We start from the raw sequence: 25,840 nt of genomic DNA on the forward strand, positions 1-25,840 counted from the left end.
CCCCGCCCGCTCACCCCCCGGTTCCCGTGCGGGCTCCGTACTTGCCGCCGCGGGAGGCCAGTTCCTTGACCACCACGGCGGTGCGTCCGGTGAGGGAGGTGCGGCGGAGGGTGTCGTCGGGGCGGGTGAACTGGGCCACCGCGCCCTTGCGGCCGAGCGTGACGGCCCGGGCCACGTAGCGCGGGGCGTACGGTTCGGGCTCGCGGCCGCCGATCAGGCGGACCAGGGTGTCGGCCGCGTGGACGGCCTGCGGCCCCGCGAGGGCGCAGGCGAAGCGGGCGCCGGGCACCGCCGCGCAGTCGCCCACGACGAAGATCCGTCCGTCGTCGACGCTGCGCAGGCAGTCGTCCACGAGCGCCCGCCCGCGGGCGTCGACCGTGAGGCCGCTGCGCGCGGCGAGGTCGGGCACGTCGGACACGATCGCCCACAGGGTCAGGTCGGAGGCGGCCGCCCGGCCGGACCTCAGGTGCACGGATCCGTCGACGAGTTCCGTGACCGCGTCGTCCACCAGCTCGACCCCCAGCCGCTCCAAGCCGGTACGGACCTTCGTACGCGCCCGGTCGGAGAAGCCGTCGGCGACCGACGGCCCGATGATCCGTACCCGCAGGTCCGGCCGGGCCTCGGCGACCTCGGCCGCCGTCTCGATGCCGGTCGCGCCGCCCCCGATGACCGTGACCGTGCCGCCCGCGGGCAGGGCGGCGAGCGCCGCGCGGGCTTCCTGCGCGCCTTCCCAGGTGCCGACCGGGACCGTTCCGGCCATGGCCCGGACCGTGCTGCCGACGGCCAGGAACGCGTGGTCGAAGTCGAGGGACTCCCCGCCCGCGAGGGTGACGCGGCCGTCGCCCACCTTCTCGACGGTGGCGACCCGGGTGGCGATCCCGGGGCGCAGCATCGACGCGAGGGGCGTCGCCACGGAGCCGGTCCCGGCCACCTGCTGGTGGAGCCGTACGCGCTCCACGAAGTCGGGGCGCGGATTGACCACCGTGATCTCCGCGGTCCGCACCTTCCTGGCGATCCGGTTCGCCGCGAGCGTCCCCGCGTAACCGGCGCCCACCACCACGACCTTCATGTCGTCCTCCTCGTCAACGCGACTGGTCGGACATGGGATGCCGGCCGGACGGCTCCTGTGACAGGGAACCCGACGTGTCGCGCGTCACAGGGCGGGGCGTGCAGCGGCTGTCACAGAACACCGGGCTCCGGCGTCGTATGCGCGAACGGTCACGCACCACGGAAGAGGAGAACGAGCATGAGCGAGGACGGCCTTCCCGACCCTGCCACCGAGGCGTTCGTCAGACACCGCAGGCTGTTGTTCACCGTCGCCTACGAGATGCTCGGCTCGGCCGCGGACGCGGAGGACGTCCTCCAGGAGACCTGGCTGCGCTGGGCGGGTGTCGCCCTCGAAACGGTGCGGGAACCGCGCGCGTACCTGGTCCGGATCGCGACCCGCCAGGCGCTCGGCCGGCTGCGCACGCTGAGCCGGCGCAAGGAGGACTACGTGGGCCCCTGGCTGCCGGAACCGCTGCTCACCACGCCGGACGTGGCCGAGGACGTCGAGCTGGCCGACAGCGTCTCGATGGCGATGATGCTGGTCCTGGAGACGCTGGCGCCGACCGAGCGGGCGGTGTTCGTGCTGCGCGAGGTGTTCGGCCTGGGGTACGAGGAGATCGCGGAGGCGGTGGAGAAGAGCCCGGCGGCGGTCCGCCAGATCGCGCACCGGGCGCGCTCGCACGTGGCCGCGCGCCGGCCGCGCGGCGCCGTCACCGCGGCCGAGACCCGGGCCGCCCTCGGGGCCTTCCGGCGGGCGCTGGAGACGGGCGACCTCCAGGGCCTCCTCGACCTCCTCGCACCGGACGTCGTCGCCCTGAGCGACGGCGGCGGCATCAAGCAGGCCATGCCGCGGCCCGTCGTGGGCGCCGACAAGGTGGCCCGCCTGCTGGCCGCCGGCGTCGCCGCCTTCGGTCCGCTGATGACCGCGGAGCCGACCCGGGTCAACGGCCACCCGGCGCTCCTCATGCGGATCGACGGCGAGGTGGAGATGGTCGTGGCGATGCGCATCGACGACGGCCTCGTCACCGGCCTCTACTCCGTCCGCAACCCGCAGAAGCTGACCCGCATGGAACACGAAACGCCGCTGGGGCGGTGACGGGGCGGGGGCACGGGGGCACGAGCCCGCTATCTCCCCCTCGACCCCCGGCCGCCGGGCGGCGCCTGCCCACCCGCCTCCCAGGTGCGGGCCGGTGGCCGGGGAGCGGGATCCCCTCGGGCGGTCTCAGGGAGGGTTGGGGGCTTCCCGTCAGTCCATCGTCCTTCCGGTTCGCACCGGTCCCTCAAGGGCGCTCCTTCGTCGCGTCGCTACGCGATGGCCTTCGGCCACCCTTGACCGACCGGCACGAACCGGAAAGCCGAAAGACTGCCGGGAAACCCCCAAAGAAACGGTCACCGGGCAAAGGACACAGGGACGGCCGCGTCAGCGATGCAGGAGGGGGCGAGGGTCGGCCTACCGGGCATCCGGGCCCCATATCTCCGTTCCAGGGCAAGGGGTGCGGCTCTACCTGCACGAAAAGTCGATCAGAGCAGGCCAGGGAGCCGACACGCGCGACAGATCGCTACGCGCTCCTCATTTCTCAGCGCCCGGCCACCGCCTTGGGCTGATACCCGCACCCTAGGACGTCCAGGGCAGCGAGGGGATCGGATGGGCGCGTCAGATCGCTACGCGCTTCTCCCGATTCGGCGTCCGACGGCCGTCTGGGGCTGGGACGGGCGAGAAAAGACGGCGTACAGGCCTGCTGTGTGCTGTGACCAGCCCAGGACGGCCGCCAGTCGCCGAGACGAGAGGAGCGCGTAGCGATCTGTCGCGCCTGTCGGATCCCTGGCCTGCTCTGATCGACTTTTGGTGCAGGTACCAGCCCAAGGCGGTCGTCTGACGCTGAGATAGGAGGAGCGCGTAGCGATCTGCTGCGTCCTGGCCGCGCCCCTGGCCCGGGACATCGACTGCTGAGGGCTCGGATGCCCGGCGGGCCGACCCCCGGCCCCTCGCCCATCCCTGACGGGCCCGTCCCTCCGTCTTCTGCCCCGTGACCGTTCTTTTGGGGGCTTCCCGGCAGTCTTTCGGCTTTCCGGGGCGGGTCGGCCTGTCAAGGGTGGAGCGAAGCGACATCGCGAAGCGACGCGACCGCAGGGAGCGCCCTTGACAGGCCGGCACGACACGGAAGGACGATGGACTGCCGGGAAACCCCCAAACCAACTGTGAGGCGGACCCAGGGGCTACCGCCCCCGGTCACCCACCCGCACCGTGGGAGGCGGGTGGGCAGCCACCGCCCGGCCACGCGGGGTCGAGGGGGAGATGGCGGGGCCGCGCCGTGAGACCCGTACTCGGCCGCCCGCGCCGCGGGGCCTCCTACAGGTAGTCCTCCAGGCGGCCTATGCGGTAGCCCTGGTCCTGTATGCGCTGGAGCATCCTGGTGGTCATCTGGGTCTCCGTCGCGCCCTTGAGCTCCGACGGGCCGCGGAAGTGGGCCAGGATGATGTCGCCCGGCTTGAGGGCGTTGCCCTCCGCGTACTGGAAGTCGTTGATCTGCATCGACGCCCGCCACAGGACCACCGTCTGGGCCCCGCACTCGGCGGCGGCCTTGAGGGTGTCGTCGTTGTAGTTCCCGAACGGCGGGCGGAAGAGCGGGGGCCGCTTGCCGAAGCGCTTCTCCAGGTGGTCCTGCTGCCCGCATATCTCCTTCTTCTGCGCCGCGAAGGGCAGGGTGCGGAGGTTCGGGTGCGTCAGGGTGTGGTTGTTCACCGTGCTGCCGGAGCCGTTGTCGCGGAGCTTCTCGAAGTGGCCGTAGTCCGAGGAAGCCACGTTGTCCGTCAGGAACATGCTGATCGGCAGCTTCAGGTCGGCCGCCATCTTCAGGAACTCGGGGTCCTTCTCGGCGCCGTCGTCGAAGGTCAGGAAGACGGTCTTCTCCGTCGGCGCGACGGGTATTCGGTCCAGCACGGCCGCCTTGCCCGGGGCGGCCTTGGGGATCTGGGGCTTCTGCGCGGGCTTGGGGGCGTACTGGAGCGGGGCCTTCAGGCCCCACTTGCGGTACGCCTCGTCGCCCGCCGCGCCGGCCTGCGCAGAGTTCGCGGGGGCCGGCGCGGACGGGGAGGACGAGGGGGACGCACTGTCGGGCGCGGTCTTGCGGCCCAGCCGTTCGATGGGGTCCACGCTGTTCCCGCATCCCGTCAGGGAGAGCGCGAGCGCGCCGGCCGTCAGCGTCCCGGCTACCAACCGGCGCGCGTACCTCACAAGTAGTCCTCCAGGCGGGCCACGGCATATCCCTTGTCCGTGACGGTCTTCATGACATGACGGATCATGTCAGGCATCGTGCCCTTCCAGTCCTCCCGGCCCCGGAAGTGCGTCAGGATGATGTCTCCGGGATGCAGGTCGCGGTCCCATTCGCGGTAGTCCATCCGGTTCACGAACGCCTCGGCGTTCCACAGCGGGACCGCCTTGATGCCGCAGGACTTGGCGGCCTTCAGGGTGTCCTGGTTGTAGTTGCCGTACGGCGGGCGGAACAGCGAGGGCCGCTTGCCGAACTGCCTCTGGATGGTGTCCTGCTGGCCGCAGATCTCCTCGCGCTGCTGCTCGTACGAGAGGCCGGGCATGTAGCGGTGGTTGAGGGTGTGGTTGTTCAGGGTGACGCCCGCCGCCTGCATCTCCTTGAAGTACGGGTAGTTGTCGCGCACGAGGTAGTCGCTGAGGAACGCCGTGTACGGGATCTTCAGCTCGCTCATCATCCTGATGAACTCGGGGTCCTTCTCGGCCCCGTCGTCCACGGTCAGGAAGACGACCTTGTCCTCGGTCGGGACGGTGGTGAAGACCGGGGGCAGTTCGTCCTGGTCCTCGACCTCGAAGCCGTCGCGCGTGGTGATCTCGGGCTTCGTCTTCGGTGCGGCCGGGGCCAGGAGCGGCGTCTTGGCCAGCCGCCACTTCTTCGCCGCGGCGATCCGGGCCTGCTGGGCGGCCTTGAGCTTCTCGGCGGAGTTGGCGAGCGCACCGGCCGCGCCGCCCGCCTCCGCCCCCTGGCCGGGCTTGGCCTTGGCCGGCTTCTCGGACTCCGCGGCCCCGCACCCCGTACCCAGGGCGGCGACCAGCAGTGCGGCCAGGGCCACCCCGTACCGGCCGCGCGGGTGCCGCGCGGACCGGTGACCAAACTGCGAACTATTTCCCTTTTGTCGTACAAGCTGCATAGGAGCGGATCTTTCCACCACCCGGCAGCGCGCCCCGGACGACACCACGGCCGGACCTCCGCCTTCCACCGGCTGGCCCACAATGAACCGGTGACCCCCGAAGACTTCGCCGCGCTCCTCACCCCCGAGGGCCGCGCCCTCCTCGACTCCCTCCGCGACTACGACCCCGCCCAGGAGCTGGCCGTGGCCACCCGGCTGCGCCGCGAGCACCCCGCCGGGCTGGTGTCGGCCGCGCTGGGCCAGGCCCGGCTGAGGCAGCGCGCGGTGGCGAAGTTCGGCGCCGAGGACGCCTTCCGGATGTACTTCACGCCCGGCGGCGGGGAGATGGCCACCCGCGCGTCGGTGGCCGCGTACCGGGCGGAGCGGCTCGACGCGCTGGGCGTACGGAGCGTCGCGGACCTGTGCTGCGGGATCGGCGGGGACGCGCTGGCCCTGGCGCGGCGCGGGATCCGGGTGCTGGCGGTGGACCTCGACCCGCTGACGGCCGCCGTCGCGCGGGCCAACGCCGAGGCACTGGGTCTGGCGGACCTGATCGAGGTCCGGGAGGCGGACGTGACGGCGGTGGACGTGTCCGCGTACGACGCCGTCTTCATCGACCCCGCGCGGCGCGGCGGGCGCGGCCGGATCTTCGACCCCGAGTCGTACTCGCCGCCGCTGTCGTGGGCGGTCGGGGCGGCGCGGGCGGCGAAGTTCGCCGCCATCAAGATCGCACCCGGAATCCCGCACGAGGCGGTCCCGGCGGAGGCGGAGGCCGAGTGGATCTCCGACCACGGGGACGTGAAGGAGGCCGTGCTGTGGTTCGGCACCGCCCCCGGCACGGTACGGGCCACCCTGCTGCCGGGACCGGCCGGGCTGCACACCGCCGACCCGCTGCCGGACCCGGAAGCGGGGCCGGTCGGGCACTGGCTGTACGAGCCCGACGGGGCGGTGATCCGGGCGCACCTCGTCGCGGAGGTGGCCGAGGAGCTGGACGGGCGGCTGATCGACCCGACCATCGCGTACATCACGGCCGACGAGCTGCGGGAGACCCCGTACGCGACGGCGTACGAGATCACGGACGTGCTGCCGTTCGGGCTGAAGAAGCTGAAGGCGCTGCTGCGGGAGCGGGAGGTCGGGATCCTGACGGTGAAGAAGCGGGGGTCCGCGATCGAGCCGGAGGAGCTCCGCAAGAAGGTCAAGCCGCAGGGGCCGAACTCCGCGACGGTGTTCCTGACGCGGGTGGCGGGGGCGCCGTCGATGCTGATCGGCCACCCTTCCCCTGGCCGGGGGTAGCGGGGGGGGGGCTCGGCGCGCCGTCGCGCGGGCGGCCCCGGGCTGCGCCCGGGCTACCCGGGGGCTCCGCCCCCAGACCCCCGCGCCTCAAACGCCGGCGAGGCTGGATGTGCCGGCCAGTGCCGGTTCGCGCGGCCGCGCCGCCGCGGGAGCGGTACCCGGGGACGCGCTCCGGGCCGGGCCGTGGGTCCAGCGGTAGTACGCCGCTGCCTTGGCCAGGCCCAGGAGGGCGGTGATCCACAGGATCATGCCGCATCCCGTGAAGTACGCGACCTCCCCGTACGTGTCCGTGCCCGGCCGCGCCCCGGACGCCGAGGCGAACGCCAGCCAGAGGCCGAAGCCGCCCAGGGCCAGGGAGGCCGTCAGCCACACCGCGCTGCGGGCCGGGGCGCGCAGGCGGGTGTCGGCCTCGGGGTCACGGCCCGCCAGGACCCAGGCGCACAGCAGCTGCCGTACCCGCCGCTCCTGCCGGGCGCCCCGCGCGAGGCAGAGCCCGGCGAGCAGCAGCACGGCGGCGGCCGCCGCGGAGCAGGCGGCTCCGACGAGCCCGCCGCCCGCGGTGAAGGCCTTCACGGCGAGGCCGGCCAGGGTCCAGCCCAGCGCGAAGGCCGCGGCGACGGCCCAGAGCGACAGCAGCCGCCCCAGGCCCAGGCTGCGCCGGCTCAGGTCGGTGAGGAAGCGCGCGCGGTCGGCCCGTACGGCGCCCTCGTCCAGCCACTCGCGCAGGTGCGCGGGCGGCGGCGGGGGCGGTAGCTCACGAGCGGACAGTCTCGGCATGGGCATGACCCTAACCGGGGCCCTTCGAGCTTCGCCGCAGCGCTCCTCGACCACCGCCCCGACCAGCGCGCGAGCAGTGCCTCAGCCCGCGCCCGTGACCTCCACCGACTCGAACCGCCAGCGGTGCACCGCCCGGGTGATGAGGTCCGCGGCCGGCTCGGGCAGCTCGGGCAGTTCCGCCGCCAGGCCCTCGGGGACCTCCCACCAGGTGATCACGAGCACCCGGTCCTGCGGGGCGCGCAGCACCTCGCGGCGCACCGGCTCCCGGGCGAGGACCTGGGCCCGGGCCCACTCCATGAGCTCGTTGCCCCGGCCCTCGGACGCCCGGGCCTCCCACATCAGCGCGACGGTGCTCACGAGTACAGGTTGTCCTTGCTGAGCTCGTGCACGTGGTCGTGGTCGTGGTCGTGCGCGTGGCCGTGGCCGTGCCCGTGCCCGTCCCCGTGCTCGTGCGACGTGCCCGGCACGTGCGGGTCCGTCACCGGCAGCGAGGAGTCCGCCGACAGGTCCCAGTCGGAGGCCGGCCGGTTGCGCTTGACCATCTCCGCGCCCAGCGCCGCCACCATCGCACCGTTGTCGGTGCACAGCTTCGGCCGCGGCACCCGCAGGATGATCCCCGCGTCGTCGCAGCGCTCCTGCGCGAGCGAGCGCAGCCGGGAGTTCGCCGCGACGCCGCCGCCGATCATCAGGTGGTCCACGCCCTCGTCCTTGCAGGCGCGGATCGCCTTGCGCGTGAGCACGTCCACCACGGCCTCCTGGAAGGACGCCGCCACGTCGCGCACCGGCACCTCCTCGCCCGCGTTGCGCTTGGCCTCGATCCAGCGGGCGACCGCCGTCTTCAGGCCGGAGAAGGAGAAGTCGTACGCGGGGTCGCGCGACCCCGTCAGACCGCGCGGGAAGTTGATCGCCTTCGGGTCGCCCTCCTTCGCCAGCCGGTCGATGACCGGGCCGCCGGGGAAGCCGAGCTGGAGCACGCGGGCGATCTTGTCGAAGGCCTCGCCCGCCGCGTCGTCGATGGTCGCGCCGAGCGGCCGTACGTCGCTGGTGATGTCGGGGGCCAGCAGCAGCGAGGAGTGCCCGCCGGAGACCAGCAGCGCCATGGTGGGCTCGGGCAGCGGCCCGTGCTCCAGCTGGTCGACGCAGATGTGGGAGGCGAGGTGGTTGACCCCGTAGAGCGGCTTGCCGAGTGCGTACGCGTACGCCTTCGCGGCCGAGACGCCCACCAGCAGCGCTCCCGCGAGCCCCGGGCCGGCCGTGACCGCGATGCCGTCGAGGTCGCGGGCGCTGACCCCGGCCTCCTTCAGGGCGCGCTCGATGGTGGGGACCATCGCCTCCAGGTGGGCGCGGGAGGCGACCTCGGGCACGACCCCGCCGAAGCGGGCGTGTTCGTCGACGCTCGACGCGATCGCGTCGGCCAGCAGGGTGGTGCCGCGGACGACGCCGACGCCGGTCTCGTCGCAGGAGGTCTCGATGCCGAGGACGAGCGGTTCGTCAGCCATTGCTCTCACTGCTCTCAGGGTTTTCGTTTCGGGTCTGTGCCGGGTCGGTCAGGCGCATCACGAGCGCGTCGACGTTGCCGGGCTGGTAGTAGCCGCGCCGGAAGCCGATCGGCTCGAAGCCGAACCGCTCGTAGAGCCGCTGGGCGCGGGTGTTGTCCACCCGCACCTCCAGCAGGACCTCGGCGCATTCGAAGGCGGTCGCGGCGCGCAGCAGGTCGGTGAGGAGGCGGGCGCCGAGGCCCGTGCCCCACTGGTCCCTGGCGGCGGCGATGGTCTGTACGTCGCCCAGGTCGCCGGCGGCGGCCAGTCCGGCGTAGCCGACGAGGCGGCCGGTCTCCGGTTCCTCGGCGACGACGTAGCGGCGGGAGGCCTCGGGGCCGCGCGCGTGGGCGAGTTCGGACCAGAACATCCCGGCCGACCAGGCGTCCTCCGGGAACAGCTCGTGCTCCAGCTCCAGCACCGGTTCGATGTCCCACCAGCGCATCTCGCGGAGCACTGCGGTCGGGGCCGTCACTGCGGGGTGACCACCTTGTAGTTCTTGGGCACCTGCGCGTCGGGGCGGCGCAGGTAGAGCGGGGTCGGGGGCAGGAACTCCGCTCCCGTCGCGAGCCGTTCGGCGGCCAGGGCGGCCAGGGCGGCGGCCGACTGGTGCACGGGGCCGCGGGCGTCCGGGAAGACGTCCGGGTAGAGCTCGGCGCCCAGGCCGACGGCGGGCAGGCCGGCGACCCGCTCCGCGATGTCGGCCGGGCGGTCGACCGCGGGCTCGCCGACGCGGGTGCGCGGGTCCTCGTAGCGCGCCCAGTAGACCTCCTTGCGCCGGGCGTCCGTGGCGACGGTGAAGGGGCCTTCGATCCCGGCGGCGCCGGCGGCGTACGCGAGGCCGTCGAGGGTGCACAGGCCGTGCACCGGGACGCCGAGGACGGCGGCGAAGGTGGAGGCGGTGACGAGGCCGACGCGGAGCCCGGTGTAGGGGCCGGGGCCGACGCCCACGACGATGCCGGTGACGGATTCGAGCTTCACCCCGGCTTCGGCGAGGACCTTGTCCACGGAGGGCAGCAGGAGCTCCCCGTGGCGGCGGGCGTCGACCTGGTTCGACTCTGCGAGGACGGATTCCCCGTCGTGCAGGGCGACGGTGACGGCGGGCGTGGCGGTATCTACGGCGAGCAAGAGCACGCGAACAGCCTACGACTCCCGGGCCCCAGGGCCTTGCGGCCGGTCGGTGCGGGGGCCCGGCTGCTACCTTTCGACCGGGTACACACGCGGGTCGCCCGAGAGTTCGACGGCCCGAGGCGCGGAGAGGTGGAGCAAGGTGGCACGCAGCAGCTCGGGAATCGTGGCCGGGCTCACCGTCGCGGCGATCGCCGCGATCGGCTTCCTGGGCTACCAGGCCTCCGCGACCGCGCCCGCGGTCCCCGCCAAGACGGGCCCGCAGGCCCCGGCCGCGCCCCAGGCGCAGACCCCCGCGAAGCAGGACCCGGCGAAGCCCGCGGCGGTGCCGGCCGACTCCGGTTCGGGGGCGCGGGTCGTGTACTCGGTGTCCCAGAAGCGGGTGTGGCTGGTCACGGAGGACGGCAAGGAGCCGCGGACCTTCACGGTCATGCCGAGCACGGTGCACCCGGTGCCGGGCAGCTACGCCGTCAGCTCGCGGGCGGGCACGGTCACCGGCACGGACGGGGTGCCGATCGAGCACGTCGTGCGGTTCGCCAGCACGGACGGGATCGCGATCGGCTTCAGCGCCCGCGTGGACGGTTCGATGCCGGCGCCGGACACCACGAAGAAGACCGGCGGCATCCGCATGGGGCGCGCGGACGGTGACGCGACCTGGGCCTTCGCGACGATCGGCGCGAAGGTCGTCGTCGTCGCCTGACGGCCCCCGCCGCGACACCCCCTACAGCTCCCCCACGGGCCGCCACGGGCCTCCCCCCACGGCGTTCCCCGTACGGGAACGGCTCACGCGGGGCTGCCCGTGCACACCGCGTGATTCACCCGAACGTGGGTATCAGGCCGCTTCCGTCTCCGGGGCGGCCCGTTCGGCGTCGCGTTCCGGGGCTCGTTCCGCGTCCCGTTCCGCGTCCGCCTCGGGCCCGGCCCCCGGTCCGGGTGCGGCCTGTGTGCGCGCGGGCGGCGTGGACACCGCCGTGGCGGCCGCGCCCGCCGCGAGCAGGGCCCGCATGGACACGACGGGCGCTCGCTCTGCTCCTGCTGCCGACATGGCTGCCTCCTGAGACCCCGGGACGCCGTACTTAGGTACACCTAACCAGCGCTCGGTACCATGTCATCACGCGATCCTGCGCCAACGCAATATCTTCCCGACGAGTTGTCGGTACGTTGTCGGAAGCGTGGCCGGAACAACGGCGTCCAGGCGGCCGCAGCGGCGGCCGGCTACCGCGCCGCCAGCCCCGCCAGCTCCGGACCGGACCAGCGCGCGCCCACGCCGCGCAGCGCGACCTCGCGCACGTCGTCGAGGACCTCCTCGTGGCCGACGGCACGCCCGATCACCACGTGCAGCCGGTCGTCGGAGAGCTCCTCCACCTTGCCGTCGCCCCACTCCACGACGACCACGGACTCGGGCAGCGAGACGTCGAGGTCCAGGTCCTCCATCTCGTCGAGCCCGCCGCCGAGGCGGTACGCGTCCACGTGCACCAGCGGCGGACCGTCGCCCAGGGACGGGTGCACCCGGGCGATCACGAAGGTCGGCGAGGTCACGGCCCCGCGCACGCCCAGGCCCTCGCCCAGCCCCCGGGTCAGGGTGGTCTTGCCGGCGCCCAGTTCGCCGGTCAGCAGGACCAGGTCGCCGGGGCGCAGCAGGCCGGCGATCCTGCGGCCCAGCTCCTGCATGGAGGCGGGCGAGTCGACGGTGATCAGGGTTTCTGCGGCGGCCTCGGCCAGGGCCTCAGCGGCCGGGCTGCGCGGCGCTTCCCGCGGTACTTCTTCCATGTCCCCCAACGTTAGCCGCTGCGGGGACGGCTCCGGTGCGCGCCAGCAGGCCGGTCAGCAGCCCGGTCACGATGTCGGGGCGCTCCAGCATCATCAGGTGCCCGGTGTCCTCCAGCACCACCAGCTCGGCGGCCGGGAGCTGCTCCTTGATGGTCACGCTGTGCGCGGCCGGGGTGATCATGTCCCGGTCCCCGGCGACGACGGTGACCGGGACGTCCGCGAACCGCTGGAGCGCGGCGCCCTTGTCGTGGGTCTGGAAGGCGGGGTAGAACTCCGCGACCACGTCGATCGGGGTCGCCTCGATCAGCCGCTCGGCGAAGCGCGCCACCCCGGGATCGACGTCCCGGGAACCGAACGAGTACATCTTGATCATCCCGGCGAAGAGGTCGGCGGTGGCCCGGCGGCCCTTCTCCACCAGCTCGACCTGGGAGCCGAGCGCCTTCAGCACCCCGGGCAGGATGCGGCGCACCGCGCCCAGTCCGACGGACGGGAGCCCGTACGTCACCTCGTCGAGGCGGCCGCTGGAGGTGCCGACCAGGAGCACGCCGAGCACCCGCTCGCGCACCAGCTCGGGGAACTGCTCGGCGAGGGCCATGACGGTCATGCCGCCCATGGAGTGGCCGACCAGGACGAGCGGGCCCTCGGGCGCGGCGGCGTCGATGACGGCCTTCAGGTCGCGGCCGAGCTGGTCGATGGTCACCAGCTCGCCGTCGGCCTGGGCCAGGCCCCGGGCGCTGCGGCCGTGGCTGCGCTGGTCCCAGTACACGGAGCGGACGACCCCGCGCAGGGCCGCGCGCTGGAAGTGCCAGGAGTCCTGGGAGAGGCAGTAGCCGTGGCAGAAGACGACGGTGGCGCCCTCGGCCGGGTTCTTGCGCCGCAGCCGGCGCTTCTTGCCGTCCGCGGGCGGTTCGTCGACCTCGTAGTAGAGCTCGGTGCCGTCCTCGGCGCGGCAGCCGCCCTCGGTCCCGCGCAGCGAGCCGAAGTCCCCGGCGGCGTCGAGGGCGAGGCGCGCCTTCATCCGGATGCCGCGCCCGACGGTGATCCGCTCGACCGCGACACCGGCCGCGGCGCCCGCGGCCAGCACGCCGATGGCGGCGCCGGCCCAGCCGGCCTTGCGCCAGTTCTCGCTCACGACGTCGCCGTCCTCACTCGGCCCGCGTCAGCCGCCGAGGTACACCCGGGGCACCCTGCCTCCGATACGGGTGACGATCTCATACGCGATGGTGTCCGCCGCTCGAGCCCAGTCCTCGGCGGTCGGCTCGCCGCGCTCCGCGTCCCCGAACAGGACGACCTCGTCGCCCGCTTCGGCCAGGTCGGCGCCGAGGTCCACGACGAACTGGTCCATGGCGATCCGCCCGGCGGCCCGCCGGACCTTGCCGCCCACGAGCACCGGACCGCGGCCGGAGGCGCTGCGCGGGACGCCGTCGGCATAGCCGGCGGGGACGAGCGCGAGGTGCGTCTCGGCCTCGGTGACGTAGTGGTGGCCGTAGCTGACGCCGTGTCCGGCGGGGACCGTCTTGACCAGCGCGAGGGAGGCCTTGAGGGTCATGGCGGGGCGCAGTCCGAGTTCGGCGGGGGTGCCGAGTTCGGGCGAGGGGGAGACGCCGTAGACGGCGATCCCGGTGCGCACGAGGTCGAAGTGGGTCTCGGGGAGGGTGAGCGTCGCGGGCGAGTTGGCGATGTGCCGGACCTCGGGGTCGACGCCCTCCTTCTCGGCGTAGGCCAGCATGTCGCGGAAGGCGTCCAGCTGGAGCCGGATGGAGGGGTGGCCGGGCTCGTCGGCGCAGGCGAAGTGGGACCAGACGCCGGTGACCTGGACGGTGCCCTCGGCCTGCGCGGCGACGGCCGCGCCGACCAGTTCGGCCCAGTCGGCGGGCTGGCAGCCGTTGCGGCCGAGGCCGGTGTCGGCCTTGAGCTGGATGCGGGCGGTGCGGTCGGCCGCGCGGGCGGCGGCGCGGACCTCGTCCAGGGCCCACATCCCGCTGACGGACACGTCGACGTCGGCCTCGACGGCCTCCCGCCAGGGCCCGCCGGGGGTCCACAGCCAGCACATGACCCGGCCCTCGATGCCGGCGGCGCGCAGGGCGAGCGCCTCCTCGGGGGTGGCGGTGCCGAGCCAGGTGGCACCGGCCTCCTGGGCTGCGCGGGCGCACTGGACGGCACCGTGCCCGTAGGCGTTCGACTTGACGACGGCCATCAGCTCGGACCGGGGCGCCCGCGCGCGCAGGGCGCGCACGTTGTCCCGTACCGCGTCAAGATCGATCTCGGCGTACGCACGCATCGGTGTCTCGTTCATCGCCCACAGTCTCTCAGAACCGGTACGGCCCGGTGATCGGGCCTGGTTCGCCCGTCTTGCCCGAGTCGCCCGAGTCGCCCGGGTCGGCCGCCACCTCCTCCAGCCCCGCCGGCGTTCGAGGGGGTCCGGGGGCGGAGCCCCAGGGGGTCGGGGAGCAGCCCGCGCAGCGGCCCCGCCCGGCCGGGGTCAGGCCCGCACCGACCGCCACGCCTCCGGCAGGGCCTCGGCCACCTCCTGGGCGACCACCGGGGCACCATCGGCGGCGAACCGCCCCGCGAGCCCGTGCAGATAGGCGGCCGCCGACCCGGCGTCGACCCCCGACAGCCCTCCGGCCAGCAGCGCCCCCGCCAGCCCGGACAGCACGTCCCCGCTCCCGGCGGTTGCCAGCCAGGGCGTCCCCGTCGGGTTGACCCGCACCGCCCCGCCCCCGTCGGCGGCGGCGACCAGCGTCGTGGAGCCCTTCAGCAGCACCGCCGCCCCGTACCGCCCCGCCAGCTCCCGCACCGCGGCCAGCCGACCCGCCTCCACCGCCTCCCGCGCCACCCCCAGCAGCGCCGCCGCCTCCCCCGCGTGCGGGGTCAGCAGGGTCGCCGCGCGGCGGGCGCGCACCGCCGCCGGGTCCAGCCCGCGCAGCCCGTCCGCGTCGACCAGCACCGGCACGTCCAGGTCGGCCAGGGCCCGCCCGGCCTCGCCGTCCCGCCCCGACCCCAGCCCGGGGCCGACCACCCAGGCCTGCACCCGCCCCCGCCCGACCAGCACCTCCGGGTACCGCGCGAGCACGGCCTCCGCCGCCGGGCCCACGTACCGCACCGCGCCCGCACCGCCCCGCAGCGCCCCCGCCACGGCCAGCACGGCCGCGCCCGGGTACTGCTCCGAACCGGCGACGACCCCGACGACGCCCCGCCGGTACTTGTCGCTGGACGCCCCCGGCACCGGGAGCAGCCCCGCCACGTCGGCGTGCTGGAGGGCCTCCAGCTCCGGCCGGGCCGGCAGCTCCAGCCCGATGGGGACGAGCCGCGGCGCGCCCGCCCGCGAGGCCCCGGGGTCGATCAGCAGGCCGGGCTTGTACGCGCCGAAGGTGACCGTCACGTCGGCCGACACCGCCGGGCCCGCGACCTCCCCGGTGTCCGCGTCCACCCCGCTCGGCAGGTCCACGGCGACCACCAGGGCCCCCGCCGGGATCCGCTCCGCCAGCGCGGCCGCCGCCGGGCGCAGCCCGCCCCGGCCGCCGATCCCGGTGAGCCCGTCCAGGACGAGGTCCGCCCGCGCGGGCACCGACTCCGCGACCCGTCCCCCGGCGGCCCGCAGCGCGGCCAGCCCGCCGGGGTGGATCCGCGCCGGGTCCATCGGCACCGCCGTCACCGCGGCCCCGCGGCGCGCCAGCCGGGCGCCCGCGTACAGCGCGTCGCCGCCGTTGTCCCCGGGTCCGGCGAGCAGCACGACCCGGGACCCGTAGACCCGGCCCCGGCGCCGCACCAGCAACTCCGCGCACGCGGCGGCCAGTCCGGCCGCCGCCCGGGCCATCAGGGCGCCCTCCGGCAGCCGCGCCATCAGCTCGCGCTCGGCGGCCCGTACGGTCTCCACGCTGTAGGCAGTACGCATGGACTAACCTTCGGCGATCACCACCGCCGACGCGACGCCGGCGTCGTGGCTGAGGGAGATGTGCCAGGACTTCACCCCGAGCGCCCGCGCCCGGGCCTCGACCGTGCCGGACACCCGCAGCCGGGGCTGCCCGGTGTCCTCGACGTACACCTCGGCGTCGGTCCACAGCAGCCCACCGGGCGCACCCAGGGCCTTGGCCAGGGCTTCCTTGGCCGCGAACCGGGCGGCGAGCGAGGCGGTGCCCCGCCGCTCGCCGCTCGGCAGCGTCAGCTCGGATTCGAGGAAGAGGCGCCGGGCCATCTGCGGCGTCCGCTCCAGCGCCGCGCCGAACCGCTCGATCTCGGCAACGTCAATCCCCACTCCGACGATCACGACAACAACCCCAACTGCTCCGCTACTCCACGGTCACCGACTTCGCGAGGTTACGCGGCTGGTCCACCTCGTTGCCGCGCGCGGTCGCCAGCTCGCACGCGAACACCTGCAGCGGCACCGTCGCCACCAGCGGCTGGAGCAGCGTCGGGGTCGCCGGGATCCGGATCAGGTGGTCGGCGTACGGGACCACGGCCTCGTCGCCCTCCTCCGCGATCACGATGGTCCGCGCCCCGCGCGCCCGGATCTCCTGGATGTTCGAGACGATCTTGTCGTGCAGGACGGAGCGCCCGCGCGGCGACGGCACGACGACCACCACCGGCAGGTCCTTCTCGATCAGCGCGATCGGCCCGTGCTTGAGCTCGCCCGCCGCGAAGCCCTCGGCGTGCATGTACGCCAGCTCCTTGAGCTTGAGCGCGCCCTCCAGCGCCACCGGGTAGCCGACGTGGCGGCCGAGGAAGAGCACCGTGTCCTTGTCGGCGAGGGAGCGCGCCAGGGCCCGTACCGGCTCCATGGTCTCCAGTACGGTGTCCACCGCCGCGGCGATGTCCGACAGCTCCCGGATCACCGCCCGGATCTCGTCTCCCCACTTCGTGCCCCGCACCTGGCCGAGGTACAGCGCGACGAGGTAGCAGGCGACCAGCTGCGTCAGGAACGCCTTCGTCGAGGCGACGGCCACCTCCGGACCGGCGTGCGTGTAGAGCACGGCGTCCGATTCGCGGGGGATGGTCGAGCCGTTCGTGTTGCAGACGGCCAGCACCCGGGCGCCCTGCTCGCGCGCGTGCCGCAGCGCCATCAGGGTGTCCATGGTCTCGCCGGACTGCGAGATCGCGATCACCAGAGTCCGCTGGTCGAGGATCGGGTCGCGGTAGCGGAACTCGCTGGCCAGCTCGGTCTCGCACGGGATGCGGGTCCAGTGCTCGATGGCCAGCTTCGCGATCATGCCCGCGTGGTAGGCGGTGCCGCAGGCCACGATCACGACCTTGTCGACCTCCCGGAGCACCGAGGCGGGGATGCGCACCTCGTCCAGGGTCAGCAGGCCGCTCGCGTCGATCCTGCCCAGCAGCGTGTCGGCGACGGCCTTGGGCTGCTCGGCGATCTCCTTGAGCATGAAGTAGTCGTAGCCCCCCTTCTCGGCCGCCGAGGCGTCCCAGTCCACGTGGTACGCCCGCACGGTCGCGGGCGCACCGTCGAAGCCGGTCACCGTGACCCCGTCGCGGCGGAGTTCGACGACCTGGTCCTGCCCCAGCTCGATCGCGGACCGGGTGTGGGCGATGAACGCGGCCACGTCCGAGGCGAGGAAGTTCTCGTCCTCTCCAACGCCCACCACCAGGGGGGAGTTCCGGCGCGCGCCGACCACCACCTCCGGTTCATCGGCGTGCACCGCGACCAGGGTGAACGCACCCTCCAGCCGCCGGCACACCTGCCGCATCGCCTCCGCCAGGCCCCCGCCGCCGGCGCCGCCCGCCGCCTCGAACCGCTCGGCCAGCAGGTGCGCCACCACCTCCGTGTCCGTCTCGGACTCCAGCCGGTGCCCGCGCTCGGCGAGTTCGGCGCGCAGCTCGGCGAAGTTCTCGATGATGCCGTTGTGCACGACCGCCACCCGGCCCGAGTTGTCCAGGTGGGGGTGGGCGTTGACGTCGGTGGGCCCGCCGTGGGTCGCCCACCGGGTGTGCCCGAGGCCCGTGGAGCCGGCCGGCAGCGGCCGGCTGACCAGTTCCTTCTCCAGGTTGACGAGTTTCCCGGCCTTCTTGGCGTTGGCGAGGACCCCGTCGGCGAGCACGGCGACCCCGGCCGAGTCGTAGCCGCGGTACTCCAGCCGCTTCAGTCCGGCGATGACCACATCGAGCGCAGACTGCGCCCCTACGTAACCCACAATTCCGCACATAGGCGGCAGCGTACGCCGTGGTCGCGCGTCTGCCCCGTACCCGAACAAGACGAAAACCCCGCCCCGGCGAATCCACCGGAGCGGGGTTGACGATGTTTTCGAATCCGCCGTTCGACGGCCCTCAGCCCAGCTTGCGCAGCTGCGCCTCGACCACCGCGGCCGCGAGCTCCGCCGCGCCGGAGGTCCGGCCCGCCACGAAGTTCGCGAGCGTGCCGCCCTTGCGGACCACCACGAGCTCGGTGGCGTAGTGCTCGCCGTCGTACTCGGCCTCCACCGTGTAGCCGACCGCCTCGTCGCCGCCGTGCGCGGCGTGCGGGACGACCCGCGTCACCCTGACGGTCTCGCCGTTCGCCGTCGCGGAGTAGCCGGCCGTGCAGGCCTCGCCCGCGGCCCGCACCCCGGCGAAGTGCCCGCCGGCCGCGTTCCCCGCGTACGAGCCGAGGGTCACCACCGTCACGGTCGAGCTGGCCGCGTCCTGGGCCGCCGCCCGCTTCTGCCGCTCCGTGGCGTCCTGCGGCAGCGGCACCGGTACGGCCACCACCGAGGCCTTGGCCCAGCCGGTCCGGCCCGTCGGCAGGAACCCGCCGGCCGCGTACGCCAGCTCCCGGCACTCCGGCCGGTCCACGCTCACCAGGGCGGAGTCCGCCCCCTCGGTGCTGATCCGGTGGTCGACGAGGTCCCCCTGCGCCAGGATCAGCCGGGCCGGGGCCTCCTGCCCCTTCCCCGTCAGGGCGCGGTCGGCCGCCCCGGCGGGCAGTTCCACCGGAACGATCTCCACCACCATGCCCGGCCGGGCGGTCCCGCATCCGGTGGCCAGCAGGGCCAGCGTCAGACCGGAGACCACCGAGGCTCCCAGTGCGGCCGCGCGCCGCGCGCGGACGCCTCTCATCCGAGCTTCTTGACCTGCGCCTCCACGACCGCCTTCGGCTGGGCGGCCGCACCCGTCAGGTTCATCGCGTAGAAGGTGGCCAGGGTGCTGCCCTTGCGCACGACCACGAACTGCATCGTGGCCTTGTCGCCGTCCTTCAGGTCCATCACGGTGTTGTAGGCCAGGGCCTCGTCACCGGCGGTGACCGCGGCGGACGGGGCAACCTTGTCGATCTTGGTGGTCTCGGCGTCCTGGGTGACCGTGTAGCCGCCCGCGCACGCCGTGCTCGCCGCCTTCAGCGCACCGAAGGCCTCCTCGGCACCCTTGCCGTCGTACGAGGCGAGGCCGACCGAGGTGCGGGTGACGGCCAGACCGCCCTTGAGCGCGTCGAGCTTGTCGTCCAGGCTCGCGCCCTCGGCGGGCTTCTTCGGCTTCTCCGTCGCGGCGATCGTCGCGGTGCCGGCCGGCTTGCCGAGCGGCACCAGGGTCTGGAGCTGGACCAGCGGCTTGCACTCGGCCTTGTCCGCGTTGGCGTTCGCCCCGCCCGCGGCCTTCGCGGCCGCGTCCGCCTCGACCTTGTGCTCGGGCAGGTCGGCCTGGGCCACCAGCAGCGGAGCCAGCTCGGCGGCCGACTTCCCCTTCGCCGCGGCCGCCGCGGGGGCGGACTGCTGCGCGCCCGGCTTGGCGTCGTCCTTCTTGCCGGAGTCACCGGAGTCGGAACCGCAGGCGGTGGCCAGCAGGCTCAGGGACACGGCCGAAGCGGTCAGGACGGCACGACGGACGAACGCGGTACGCACGAAGAATCTCCCCCGGAAAAACAGAACGCCGTCTGGACGCAGGTCGGCGCCGCGGCGACGAACAATCTACGGCGTGCGATCGATCACGCGAACGGGTTTTCGGACCATCCAGCCGAATCGTGATGCGCACGAGACCGCGCGGGCCTCCGATCGATACGTACGCGTGCACAACCCCGCCGCCACCCCGCCCGGCCCCCGCCACCCCCCGTTCCCCCGGCGGCCACCCGCCACGTGACCGACCCCACCACCCACAGGAGCTCCGCAGCCCCGACAATGGCGGTGTGATCACCTCGCCGACGCGTTGTACGCCGGACCACGCAACGGAGCGTCCCGGCCCCCGCCGGGCCCACGACGTCTCCCCGTACGTCGAGCTCACCCGGGCCGAGTGGAGCGCCCTGCGTGAGCGAACCCCGCTGCCCCTGACCGCCGAGGAAGTGGAGCGGCTGCGGGGCCTGGGCGACGTCATCGACCTCGACGAGGTCCGGGACGTGTACCTGCCGCTCTCCCGCCTCCTGAACCTGTACGTCGGCGCCACCAGCAACCTCCGCGGGACCCTGAACACCTTCCTCGGCGACGCCGGCAACGGCCACGGAGCCCAGCAGGGCACCCCCTTCGTCATAGGGGTCGCCGGCTCCGTCGCCGTCGGCAAGTCCACCGTGGCCCGCCTGCTCCAGGCCCTCCTGGCCCGCTGGCCCGAGCACCCCCGCGTCGAGCTGGTCACCACGGACGGCTTCCTCTACCCGATGAAGGAGCTCCGGCGCCGCGGCCTGACCTCCCGCAAGGGCTTCCCGGAGTCCTACGACCGCCGGGCGCTGACCCGCTTCGTCGCCGACATCAAGGCGGGCAAGGACGAGGTCAGGGCGCCCGTCTACTCGCACCTGATCTACGACATCGTGCCGGGCGAGGAACTCGTCGTGCGCCGCCCGGACATCCTCATCGTCGAGGGGCTCAACGTCCTGCAGCCCGCCCTGCCGGGCACGGACGGCCGTACCCGCGTCGCCCTCGCCGACTACTTCGACTTCAGCGTGTACGTGGACGCGCGTCCCGAGGACATCGAGCGCTGGTACCTCAACCGGTTCCGGAAGCTGCGCGAGACCGCGTTCCAGAACCCCTTCTCCTACTTCCGCAAGTACACCCAGGTCTCCGAGGAGGAGGCCCTGGAGTACGCGCAGACGATGTGGCGGACCATCAACAAGCCCAACCTGCTGGAGAACGTGGCCCCCACCCGCGGCCGCGCCACCCTCGTCGTGCGCAAGGGGCCCGATCACAAGGTGCAGAAGCTCAGCCTCCGCAAGCTGTAGCACTAGGGTGCGGCCATGCTGCATCTGAGGATGATCGTCCCGCAGGCCCTCACCTCACAGGTGGTGGGGCAGATCGAGCAGACCGTCGGCACCACCCACCTGGTCGTGCTGGAGGGCGCCGCCCGCGATCCCGAGGGCGACCTGGTGCTGTGCGACGTGGCCCGCGAGTCGGCCGACGAGCTGCTCCAGGAGATGCGCGCCCTCGGCATCGACCGGAGCGGGTCCATCGCGGTCGAGAACATCGACCTCTCCCTCTCCCGCCGCGCCGACGCGGCCGAGGAGGAGGCCCCCGGCGAGGGCGCCGACGCCGTGATCTGGGAGCAGCTCTCCGAGGCGACCCACGAGGAGTCGACCCTCACGATCACCTACTGCGCGTTCCTGATCCTCGCCACGATGATCGCGGCCTGCGGCGTGGTGCTGGACAACGCGATCCTGATCGTCGGCGCGATGGCCGTCGGCCCCGAGTTCGGACCCCTCGCCGGGATCTGCACGGGGCTGGTGCAGCGCCTCCCGAAGGCGGTGTGGCGCTCCACGATCGCGCTGCTGGTCGGCTTCGCCGCGGCGATCGTGGCCACGACCGTGTTCAGCCTGGCCATGAGCGCCCTGGACCTGTTCCACCCGGGAATGCTCGACAAGCCGCGGCCCAACACCAGCTTCATCTGGCAGCCCGACCCGTTCTCCTTCGTCGTCGCCGTCCTCGCCGGCGTGGCCGGGATGCTGTCGCTGACCTCGGCGAGGTCGGGGGCGCTGGTGGGGGTGGCGATCTCGGTGACCACGGTCCCGGCCGCCGCGAACGCGGCCGTGGCGCTGAGCTACGGGGAGTTCGGCCAGATGTGGGGCTCCGCGGAACAGCTGCTGCTGAACCTGCTCGGCATCATCGTCTCGGGCTCGCTGACCCTCGTCGGCTGGAAACTGCTGTGGCGCACCCAGCAGGCGCGGATGGTCCGCCGGCCGGGTGCGCCACGCAGGGGCGACGGCGTTTAGCCGAGCGCCGACTTCACCGCGTCCGCGAGCCGTCCGGCGATCGTGCGGGCCTGCTCGATGTCGGCGGCCTCCACCATCACCCGGACGAGCGGCTCGGTGCCGGACGGGCGCAGCAGCACCCGGCCGGTGGAGCCCAGCTCGCGCTCGGCGTCGGCGACGGCCGCGGCCAGCTCGCCCGACGTGGTGACGCGGGACTTGTCCACGTCCGGGACGTTGATCAGGATCTGCGGCAGCCGCTGCATGACCCCGGCCAGCTCGGCCAGCGTGCGCCCGGTGGCCGCGACGCGCGCCGCCAGCATCAGGCCGGTGAGGGTGCCGTCGCCGGTCGTCGCGTGGTCGAGGATGATCACGTGGCCGGACTGCTCGCCGCCCAGGGCGTAGCCGTGCTCCTTCATGGCCTCCAGCACGTACCGGTCGCCGACGCCGGTCTGCACGACCTGGATGCCCTCGGCCTCCATGGCGAGCTTGAAGCCCAGGTTCGACATGACGGTGCCGACCACGGTGTTGCCGCGCAGCTGCCCGGCCTCGCGCATGGCCAGCGCCAGGACGGCGAGGATCTGGTCGCCGTCGACCTCGGCGCCGGTGCCGTCCACCGCCAGGCAGCGGTCCGCGTCGCCGTCGTGGGCGATGCCGAAGTCGGCGCCGTGCTCGACGACGGCCGCCTTCAGCAGCTCCAGGTGGGTGGAGCCGCAGCCGTCGTTGATGTTCAGGCCGTCGGGCTCGGCGCCGATCGTGACGACCTCCGCACCGGCCCGGGTGAAGGCCTCGGGCGAGACGTACGCGGCCGCGCCGTGGGCCTCGTCCAGGACGACCTTGAGGCCGTCGAGGCGGTTGGGGAGGACCCCGATCAGGTGGGCGACGTACTTGTCGAAGCCCTCGTCGTAGTCGGAGACGCGGCCCACGCCGGAGCCGGTGGGGCGCTGCCAGGGCGCGCCCGTGCGGTGCTCCTCGTACACGGACTCGATGCGGTCCTCCAGCTCGTCGGCGAGCTTGTGGCCGCCGCGCGCGAAGAACTTGATGCCGTTGTCGGGCATGGCGTTGTGGCTCGCGGAGAGCATCACGCCGAGGTCGGCACCCAGCGCACCGGTGAGATACGCCACCGCCGGGGTGGGCAGCACACCGACGCGCAGGACGTCCACGCCGGCACTGGCGAGGCCGGCGACGACCGCGGCCTCCAGGAACTCGCCCGACGCGCGGGGGTCGCGGCCGACCACCGCCGTGGGCCGGTGGCCCTCGAAGGTGCCCGCCTCGGCCAGTACATGTGCGGCCGCCACGGAGAGGCCGAGCGCGAGCTCAGCCGTCAGATCCGCGTTGGCGACGCCTCGTACACCGTCCGTCCCGAAGAGTCGTCCCACTGTTGTCCTCCCGAGTTCAAGCTTCGCTTGGTGACCGCTAGTGACAGTTGTTTGCCGCTTTTGGCGGTAAACGAACCGCCCCGACAGCACAGAGAGTGCTGCCGGGGCGGTTTCGTTGCTGAACAGCAGGCGCAGATTAACGCTTGCTGTACTGCGGAGCCTTACGGGCCTTCTTGAGACCGGCCTTCTTGCGCTCGACCGCACGGTCGTCGCGGGAAAGGAAGCCGGCCTTCTTCAGCGCCGGGCGGTTGTTGTCCACGTCCGCCTCGTTCAGCGCGCGGGCCACGCCGAGGCGCAGGGCGCCGGCCTGACCGGAGACGCCGCCACCCGAGATGCGGGCGATGACGTCGTAGCGGCCGTCAAGCTCCAGGAGCTTGAAGGGCTCGTTGACTTCCTGCTGGTGCACCTTGTTGGGGAAGTAGTCCTCAAGGGTGCGACCGTTGATCTTCCACTTGCCGGTGCCCGGAACGATCCGGACGCGGGCGATGGCGTTCTTGCGACGGCCCAGGCCGGCGGCCGGCTGGGGGTCGCCGAAGCGACCGGCAAGCGACTCGGAGGTGTAGTCGCCCTCGACGACGACGTCCGACTCGGTGGTGTACTCCTCGACGCCCTCGAACTCGTCGATGGGGGTCTCGGCGGTGGTCTCGGCCACGATGCTCCTCAGAATTCTCTACGTCTTAGGGGGTGGCCGGAACTACTGCGCGACCTGGGTGATCTCGAACGGCACCGGCTGCTGGGCAGCGTGGGGGTGCTGGTCGCCCGAGTAGACCTTCAGCTTCGAGAGCATCTGACGGCCCAGGGTGTTCTTGGGGAGCATGCCCTTGACGGCCTTCTCGACGGCCTTCTCCGGGTTGTTCGCCAGGAGGTCGTCGTAGCGCACGGAGCGCAGACCGCCCGGGAAACCGGAGTGGCGGTACGCCATCTTCTGGGAGGCCTTGTTGCCGGACAGGTGAACCTTGTCGGCGTTGATGATGATGACGAAGTCGCCCATGTCCATGTGGGGGGCGTAGGTCGGCTTGTGCTTGCCCTTCAGGAGGGCAGCGGCCTGGGTCGCCAGACGGCCGAGGACGACGCCCTGGGCGTCAATGACGAGCCACTGGCGCGAGATGTCGCCGGGCTTGGGGCTGTACGTACGCACGCGTATGCCTTCGCTTCTTCAGTGGTGGGTCATCCCATAGGGCGCTAGCCCCGCGGGAAGGGTCCTGACAGGGTCACCACGGACGATCACGACAGCCCTCGTTCACATCGGGGACGCACCCGAGTGAAAACAAAACTGCTGGTCATCGGTCCGGTGGACCGGCGTAAGGCCCTTTCACGTGAGAATGAGAAAGCCAATACGCATAACAAACCAGCAGGATACCCAAGAGGACCCATACGGGTCAAAACGCGGTCCGCGATGCCGATGGAACTGGCGTCGCGGCGCACTCCGGTTCGGTCCTGGGTGGGGACCCCGCAGTTGTTACGGGTTCCAGAGTAACCCGACCGGAGCGCAGTGCACGACGCACCAGCAGAACCGCGAGCCCGCAGAGGGTGGCGCAGTCCTTGAACGCACGCCGTTTGCGGGACAGCTCCTCCGGCCACGGAACCAGCGCCATCTGGGGCGTCAGGGCCAGCCAGAACCAGGGCGAGCGGGGCATCGAGCCCTCCCGCACCCCCGAGGCCAGCAGCAGCGGGAGCACCACCAGCAGGTAGTGGTCGAAGGAGGGCCGGGAGACCAGGAATGCGGCGAGCATCACCATGCAGGCCGTCTCCACCAGCCTCAGCTCCCCGCCGTCACCCTCCGGGTCCGGCCGGCGCCAGCGCGTCCGGGCCGCCCACAGCCCCGCCCCCGCCCCCGCGAAGGCCACCGCCACCGCCACCGGCTGCGGCACCCCCAGCCGCGGCAGCACCGCGATCGGCGAGGCGTCCCAGGGCAGCGCGTACGCGTCCTGCCCCTGGAGCAGGAACGGCAGCGTCTTGGTGAAGAACAGCGACGGGCTCGGCATCACCAGCGCCCCCGCCAGGGACGTCCCCAGCGGCACCAGCACCGCCACCGCCAGCCCCCGCCACCGCCGGGCCAGCAGGAACAGCAGCCCGAGCGGCACCAGCATCGGCTTGCAGGCGATCGCCAGCCCCACCACCAGGCCCGCCGCCGCCCACCTCCCCCGGTGGGCGAGCAGCAGCGCCACCGGCAGCGCCGCCGCCGAGACCGCCGTCCAGTTCCCGATCAGCACCAGGTTCGCGTACGGCTTGTAGGCCAGCGCCAGCACCGCGAACCCGGCCACCGCCAGCCGCGAGCACAGCGGCACCGAGAACAGCTTCAGCGCCGCCAGCCAGCCCGCGCCCAGCAGCCCGGACATCCCGGCCGGCAGCAGCCAGCGCAGTACCTCCCGCGGCAGCAGCGCCTCGGGCACCGCCATCAGCACCGCGCTCGGCAGGTACAGGAACCGCTTGTCCTCGTACGGGGAGCCGCCGTCCAGCAGCGTCCGCGCGGCCTTGACCACGAAGGCGTTGTCGGAGCCCCAGTTCGCCCGGAGGCTCGCGGAGACGGCGACGGCCAGCAGGATCCCGGCGGAGAGCACCCGCCACGGCCGCGGGGCCGGCCCGAGCAGCCAGGCGGTCACCCGGACCGCCGTGGACGGCTGCCGCCACCGCATGAGCCAGATGCTCGGCCGCAGCCCCACGGCACT

At 73.2% G+C, this 25,840-nt stretch carries 26 protein-coding genes; 5 read left to right on the forward strand and 21 right to left on the reverse strand.

Translation table 11 applies throughout. From position 1 onward, the window contains the following. Positions 1-10: 10 nt before the first annotated feature. Positions 11-1,069, reverse strand: a complete 1,059-nt coding sequence (locus ACIPW5_RS21165) for an NAD(P)/FAD-dependent oxidoreductase (RefSeq protein ID WP_401246983.1) — start codon at positions 1,067-1,069, stop codon at positions 11-13. 177 nt (positions 1,070-1,246) lie between these two features. On the opposite strand from ACIPW5_RS21165, the gene ACIPW5_RS21170 reads away from it, so the two are divergent. Then, positions 1,247-2,143, forward strand: coding sequence for an RNA polymerase sigma-70 factor (locus ACIPW5_RS21170; RefSeq protein WP_401246986.1), 897 nt, complete (start codon positions 1,247-1,249; stop codon positions 2,141-2,143). 1,254 nt (positions 2,144-3,397) lie between these two features. Here ACIPW5_RS21170 and ACIPW5_RS21175 read toward each other — a convergent pair. Together ACIPW5_RS21175 and ACIPW5_RS21180 are read right to left on the reverse strand one after the other, a co-directional pair. Continuing rightward, positions 3,398-4,264 carry a polysaccharide deacetylase family protein gene (locus ACIPW5_RS21175; RefSeq protein WP_401246989.1) on the reverse strand — a complete coding sequence of 289 codons (867 nt, stop codon included), beginning with the start codon at positions 4,262-4,264 and terminating at the stop codon, positions 3,398-3,400. A 14-nt stretch (positions 4,265-4,278) separates the two neighbouring features. After that, positions 4,279-5,226 (reverse strand): polysaccharide deacetylase family protein, encoded by a 948-nt coding sequence (locus tag ACIPW5_RS21180; RefSeq protein ID WP_401246992.1) that lies wholly within the window; start codon positions 5,224-5,226, stop codon positions 4,279-4,281. 90 nt (positions 5,227-5,316) lie between these two features. Here ACIPW5_RS21180 and ACIPW5_RS21185 point away from each other — a divergent pair, with 90 nt between their 5' ends. Next, positions 5,317-6,498, forward strand: coding sequence for a methyltransferase domain-containing protein (locus ACIPW5_RS21185; RefSeq protein WP_401246995.1), 1,182 nt, complete (start codon positions 5,317-5,319; stop codon positions 6,496-6,498). An 87-nt stretch (positions 6,499-6,585) separates the two neighbouring features. Here ACIPW5_RS21185 and ACIPW5_RS21190 read toward each other — a convergent pair whose 3' ends face one another. From ACIPW5_RS21190 to tsaB, 5 genes are all read right to left on the reverse strand, one after another. Then, positions 6,586-7,275: a hypothetical protein gene (locus ACIPW5_RS21190; RefSeq protein WP_401246998.1), complete on the reverse strand. Its 690-nt coding sequence runs from the start codon at positions 7,273-7,275 to the stop codon at positions 6,586-6,588. A gap of 81 nt (positions 7,276-7,356) precedes the next feature. Then, positions 7,357-7,632, reverse strand: coding sequence for a hypothetical protein (locus ACIPW5_RS21195; protein ID WP_401247001.1), 276 nt, complete (start codon positions 7,630-7,632; stop codon positions 7,357-7,359). Beyond that, positions 7,629-8,774 (reverse strand): tRNA (adenosine(37)-N6)-threonylcarbamoyltransferase complex transferase subunit TsaD, encoded by a 1,146-nt coding sequence (gene tsaD, locus ACIPW5_RS21200; protein ID WP_401247004.1) that lies wholly within the window; start codon positions 8,772-8,774, stop codon positions 7,629-7,631. The genes ACIPW5_RS21195 and tsaD overlap by 4 nt, the downstream gene beginning before the upstream one ends. After that, a complete protein-coding gene (rimI, locus tag ACIPW5_RS21205; RefSeq protein WP_401247006.1) occupies positions 8,767-9,288 on the reverse strand; it encodes a ribosomal protein S18-alanine N-acetyltransferase in 522 nt (173 codons plus the stop codon). The genes tsaD and rimI overlap by 8 nt, the downstream gene beginning before the upstream one ends. Continuing rightward, positions 9,285-9,947, reverse strand: coding sequence for a tRNA (adenosine(37)-N6)-threonylcarbamoyltransferase complex dimerization subunit type 1 TsaB (tsaB, locus tag ACIPW5_RS21210; protein ID WP_401247009.1), 663 nt, complete (start codon positions 9,945-9,947; stop codon positions 9,285-9,287). The genes rimI and tsaB overlap by 4 nt, the downstream gene beginning before the upstream one ends. A gap of 136 nt (positions 9,948-10,083) precedes the next feature. Here tsaB and ACIPW5_RS21215 point away from each other — a divergent pair, with 136 nt between their 5' ends. Continuing rightward, positions 10,084-10,641 (forward strand): hypothetical protein, encoded by a 558-nt coding sequence (locus ACIPW5_RS21215; RefSeq protein WP_401247011.1) that lies wholly within the window; start codon positions 10,084-10,086, stop codon positions 10,639-10,641. A 132-nt stretch (positions 10,642-10,773) separates the two neighbouring features. Here ACIPW5_RS21215 and ACIPW5_RS21220 read toward each other — a convergent pair whose 3' ends face one another. From ACIPW5_RS21220 to ACIPW5_RS21260, 9 genes are all read right to left on the reverse strand, one after another. Then, positions 10,774-10,986, reverse strand: coding sequence for a hypothetical protein (locus ACIPW5_RS21220; RefSeq protein WP_401247013.1), 213 nt, complete (start codon positions 10,984-10,986; stop codon positions 10,774-10,776). 170 nt (positions 10,987-11,156) lie between these two features. Next, complete coding sequence (gene tsaE / locus ACIPW5_RS21225) at positions 11,157-11,711, reverse strand: tRNA (adenosine(37)-N6)-threonylcarbamoyltransferase complex ATPase subunit type 1 TsaE (RefSeq protein ID WP_401247015.1); 555 nt, start codon at positions 11,709-11,711, stop codon at positions 11,157-11,159. After that, a complete protein-coding gene (locus ACIPW5_RS21230; protein ID WP_401247016.1) occupies positions 11,668-12,843 on the reverse strand; it encodes an alpha/beta fold hydrolase in 1,176 nt (391 codons plus the stop codon). The genes tsaE and ACIPW5_RS21230 overlap by 44 nt, the downstream gene beginning before the upstream one ends. A 27-nt stretch (positions 12,844-12,870) precedes the next feature. After that, on the reverse strand, positions 12,871-14,007 hold the full coding sequence (gene alr, locus ACIPW5_RS21235; RefSeq protein ID WP_401247018.1) for an alanine racemase: 1,137 nt from the start codon (positions 14,005-14,007) through the stop codon (positions 12,871-12,873). Positions 14,008-14,193: 186 nt separating this feature from the next. Beyond that, complete coding sequence (locus tag ACIPW5_RS21240) at positions 14,194-15,609, reverse strand: NAD(P)H-hydrate dehydratase (RefSeq protein ID WP_401247021.1); 1,416 nt, start codon at positions 15,607-15,609, stop codon at positions 14,194-14,196. Positions 15,610-15,612: 3 nt separating this feature from the next. Next, entirely contained in the window at positions 15,613-15,981 is a 369-nt protein-coding gene (locus tag ACIPW5_RS21245; RefSeq protein ID WP_401247023.1) for a holo-ACP synthase, read from the reverse strand. Between the two features lie 22 nt (positions 15,982-16,003). After that, positions 16,004-17,866: a glutamine--fructose-6-phosphate transaminase (isomerizing) gene (glmS, locus tag ACIPW5_RS21250; protein ID WP_401247025.1), complete on the reverse strand. Its 1,863-nt coding sequence runs from the start codon at positions 17,864-17,866 to the stop codon at positions 16,004-16,006. Between the two features lie 121 nt (positions 17,867-17,987). Then, positions 17,988-18,755, reverse strand: a complete 768-nt coding sequence (locus ACIPW5_RS21255) for a hypothetical protein (RefSeq protein ID WP_401247028.1) — start codon at positions 18,753-18,755, stop codon at positions 17,988-17,990. Then, positions 18,752-19,531: a hypothetical protein gene (locus ACIPW5_RS21260; RefSeq protein WP_401247031.1), complete on the reverse strand. Its 780-nt coding sequence runs from the start codon at positions 19,529-19,531 to the stop codon at positions 18,752-18,754. Before ACIPW5_RS21260 ends, ACIPW5_RS21255 begins: the two co-directional genes overlap by 4 nt. A 281-nt stretch (positions 19,532-19,812) precedes the next feature. Here ACIPW5_RS21260 and coaA point away from each other — a divergent pair, with 281 nt between their 5' ends. Together coaA and ACIPW5_RS21270 are read left to right on the forward strand one after the other, a co-directional pair. After that, on the forward strand, positions 19,813-20,832 hold the full coding sequence (coaA, locus tag ACIPW5_RS21265; RefSeq protein ID WP_401247034.1) for a type I pantothenate kinase: 1,020 nt from the start codon (positions 19,813-19,815) through the stop codon (positions 20,830-20,832). Between the two features lie 15 nt (positions 20,833-20,847). Further along, positions 20,848-21,816: a DUF389 domain-containing protein gene (locus ACIPW5_RS21270; RefSeq protein ID WP_401247037.1), complete on the forward strand. Its 969-nt coding sequence runs from the start codon at positions 20,848-20,850 to the stop codon at positions 21,814-21,816. Here ACIPW5_RS21270 and glmM read toward each other — a convergent pair. The 4 genes from glmM to ACIPW5_RS21290 all read right to left on the reverse strand — a co-directional run bounded on the left by glmM (position 21,813) and on the right by ACIPW5_RS21290 (position 25,834). Then, positions 21,813-23,171 carry a phosphoglucosamine mutase gene (gene glmM / locus ACIPW5_RS21275; protein ID WP_401247039.1) on the reverse strand — a complete coding sequence of 453 codons (1,359 nt, stop codon included), beginning with the start codon at positions 23,169-23,171 and terminating at the stop codon, positions 21,813-21,815. The two genes, ACIPW5_RS21270 and glmM, sit on opposite strands and share 4 nt — an antisense overlap. Positions 23,172-23,307: 136 nt before the next feature. Continuing rightward, positions 23,308-23,823, reverse strand: a complete 516-nt coding sequence (rpsI, locus tag ACIPW5_RS21280) for a 30S ribosomal protein S9 (protein WP_007265926.1) — start codon at positions 23,821-23,823, stop codon at positions 23,308-23,310. 42 nt (positions 23,824-23,865) lie between these two features. After that, positions 23,866-24,309, reverse strand: coding sequence for a 50S ribosomal protein L13 (rplM, locus tag ACIPW5_RS21285; protein ID WP_401247043.1), 444 nt, complete (start codon positions 24,307-24,309; stop codon positions 23,866-23,868). A 241-nt stretch (positions 24,310-24,550) separates the two neighbouring features. Continuing rightward, on the reverse strand, positions 24,551-25,834 hold the full coding sequence (locus tag ACIPW5_RS21290; protein WP_401247045.1) for a glycosyltransferase family 87 protein: 1,284 nt from the start codon (positions 25,832-25,834) through the stop codon (positions 24,551-24,553). Positions 25,835-25,840 lie beyond the last annotated feature (6 nt).

This window comes from Streptomyces sp. NPDC090077 (assembly GCF_044747545.1).
GTDB lineage: Bacteria > Actinomycetota > Actinomycetes > Streptomycetales > Streptomycetaceae > Streptomyces.

What these genes read in the sequence shown, in the direction of transcription:
- ACIPW5_RS21165 (WP_401246983.1), bottom strand. Translation starts at nt 1,069, where the DNA reads ATGAAGGTCGTGGTGGTGGGCGCCGGTTACGCGGGGACGCTCGCGGCG.
- ACIPW5_RS21170 (WP_401246986.1), top strand. Translation starts at nt 1,247, where the DNA reads ATGAGCGAGGACGGCCTTCCCGACCCTGCCACCGAGGCGTTCGTCAGA.
- ACIPW5_RS21180 (WP_401246992.1), bottom strand. Translation starts at nt 5,226, where the DNA reads ATGCAGCTTGTACGACAAAAGGGAAATAGTTCGCAGTTTGGTCACCGG.
- ACIPW5_RS21190 (WP_401246998.1), bottom strand. Translation starts at nt 7,275, where the DNA reads ATGCCGAGACTGTCCGCTCGTGAGCTACCGCCCCCGCCGCCGCCCGCG.
- tsaD (WP_401247004.1), bottom strand. Translation starts at nt 8,774, where the DNA reads ATGGCTGACGAACCGCTCGTCCTCGGCATCGAGACCTCCTGCGACGAG.
- ACIPW5_RS21220 (WP_401247013.1), bottom strand. Translation starts at nt 10,986, where the DNA reads ATGTCGGCAGCAGGAGCAGAGCGAGCGCCCGTCGTGTCCATGCGGGCC.
- tsaE (WP_401247015.1), bottom strand. Translation starts at nt 11,711, where the DNA reads ATGGAAGAAGTACCGCGGGAAGCGCCGCGCAGCCCGGCCGCTGAGGCC.
- alr (WP_401247018.1), bottom strand. Translation starts at nt 14,007, where the DNA reads ATGAACGAGACACCGATGCGTGCGTACGCCGAGATCGATCTTGACGCG.
- ACIPW5_RS21240 (WP_401247021.1), bottom strand. Translation starts at nt 15,609, where the DNA reads ATGCGTACTGCCTACAGCGTGGAGACCGTACGGGCCGCCGAGCGCGAG.
- glmS (WP_401247025.1), bottom strand. Translation starts at nt 17,866, where the DNA reads ATGTGCGGAATTGTGGGTTACGTAGGGGCGCAGTCTGCGCTCGATGTG.
- ACIPW5_RS21255 (WP_401247028.1), bottom strand. Translation starts at nt 18,755, where the DNA reads ATGAGAGGCGTCCGCGCGCGGCGCGCGGCCGCACTGGGAGCCTCGGTG.
- ACIPW5_RS21270 (WP_401247037.1), top strand. Translation starts at nt 20,848, where the DNA reads ATGCTGCATCTGAGGATGATCGTCCCGCAGGCCCTCACCTCACAGGTG.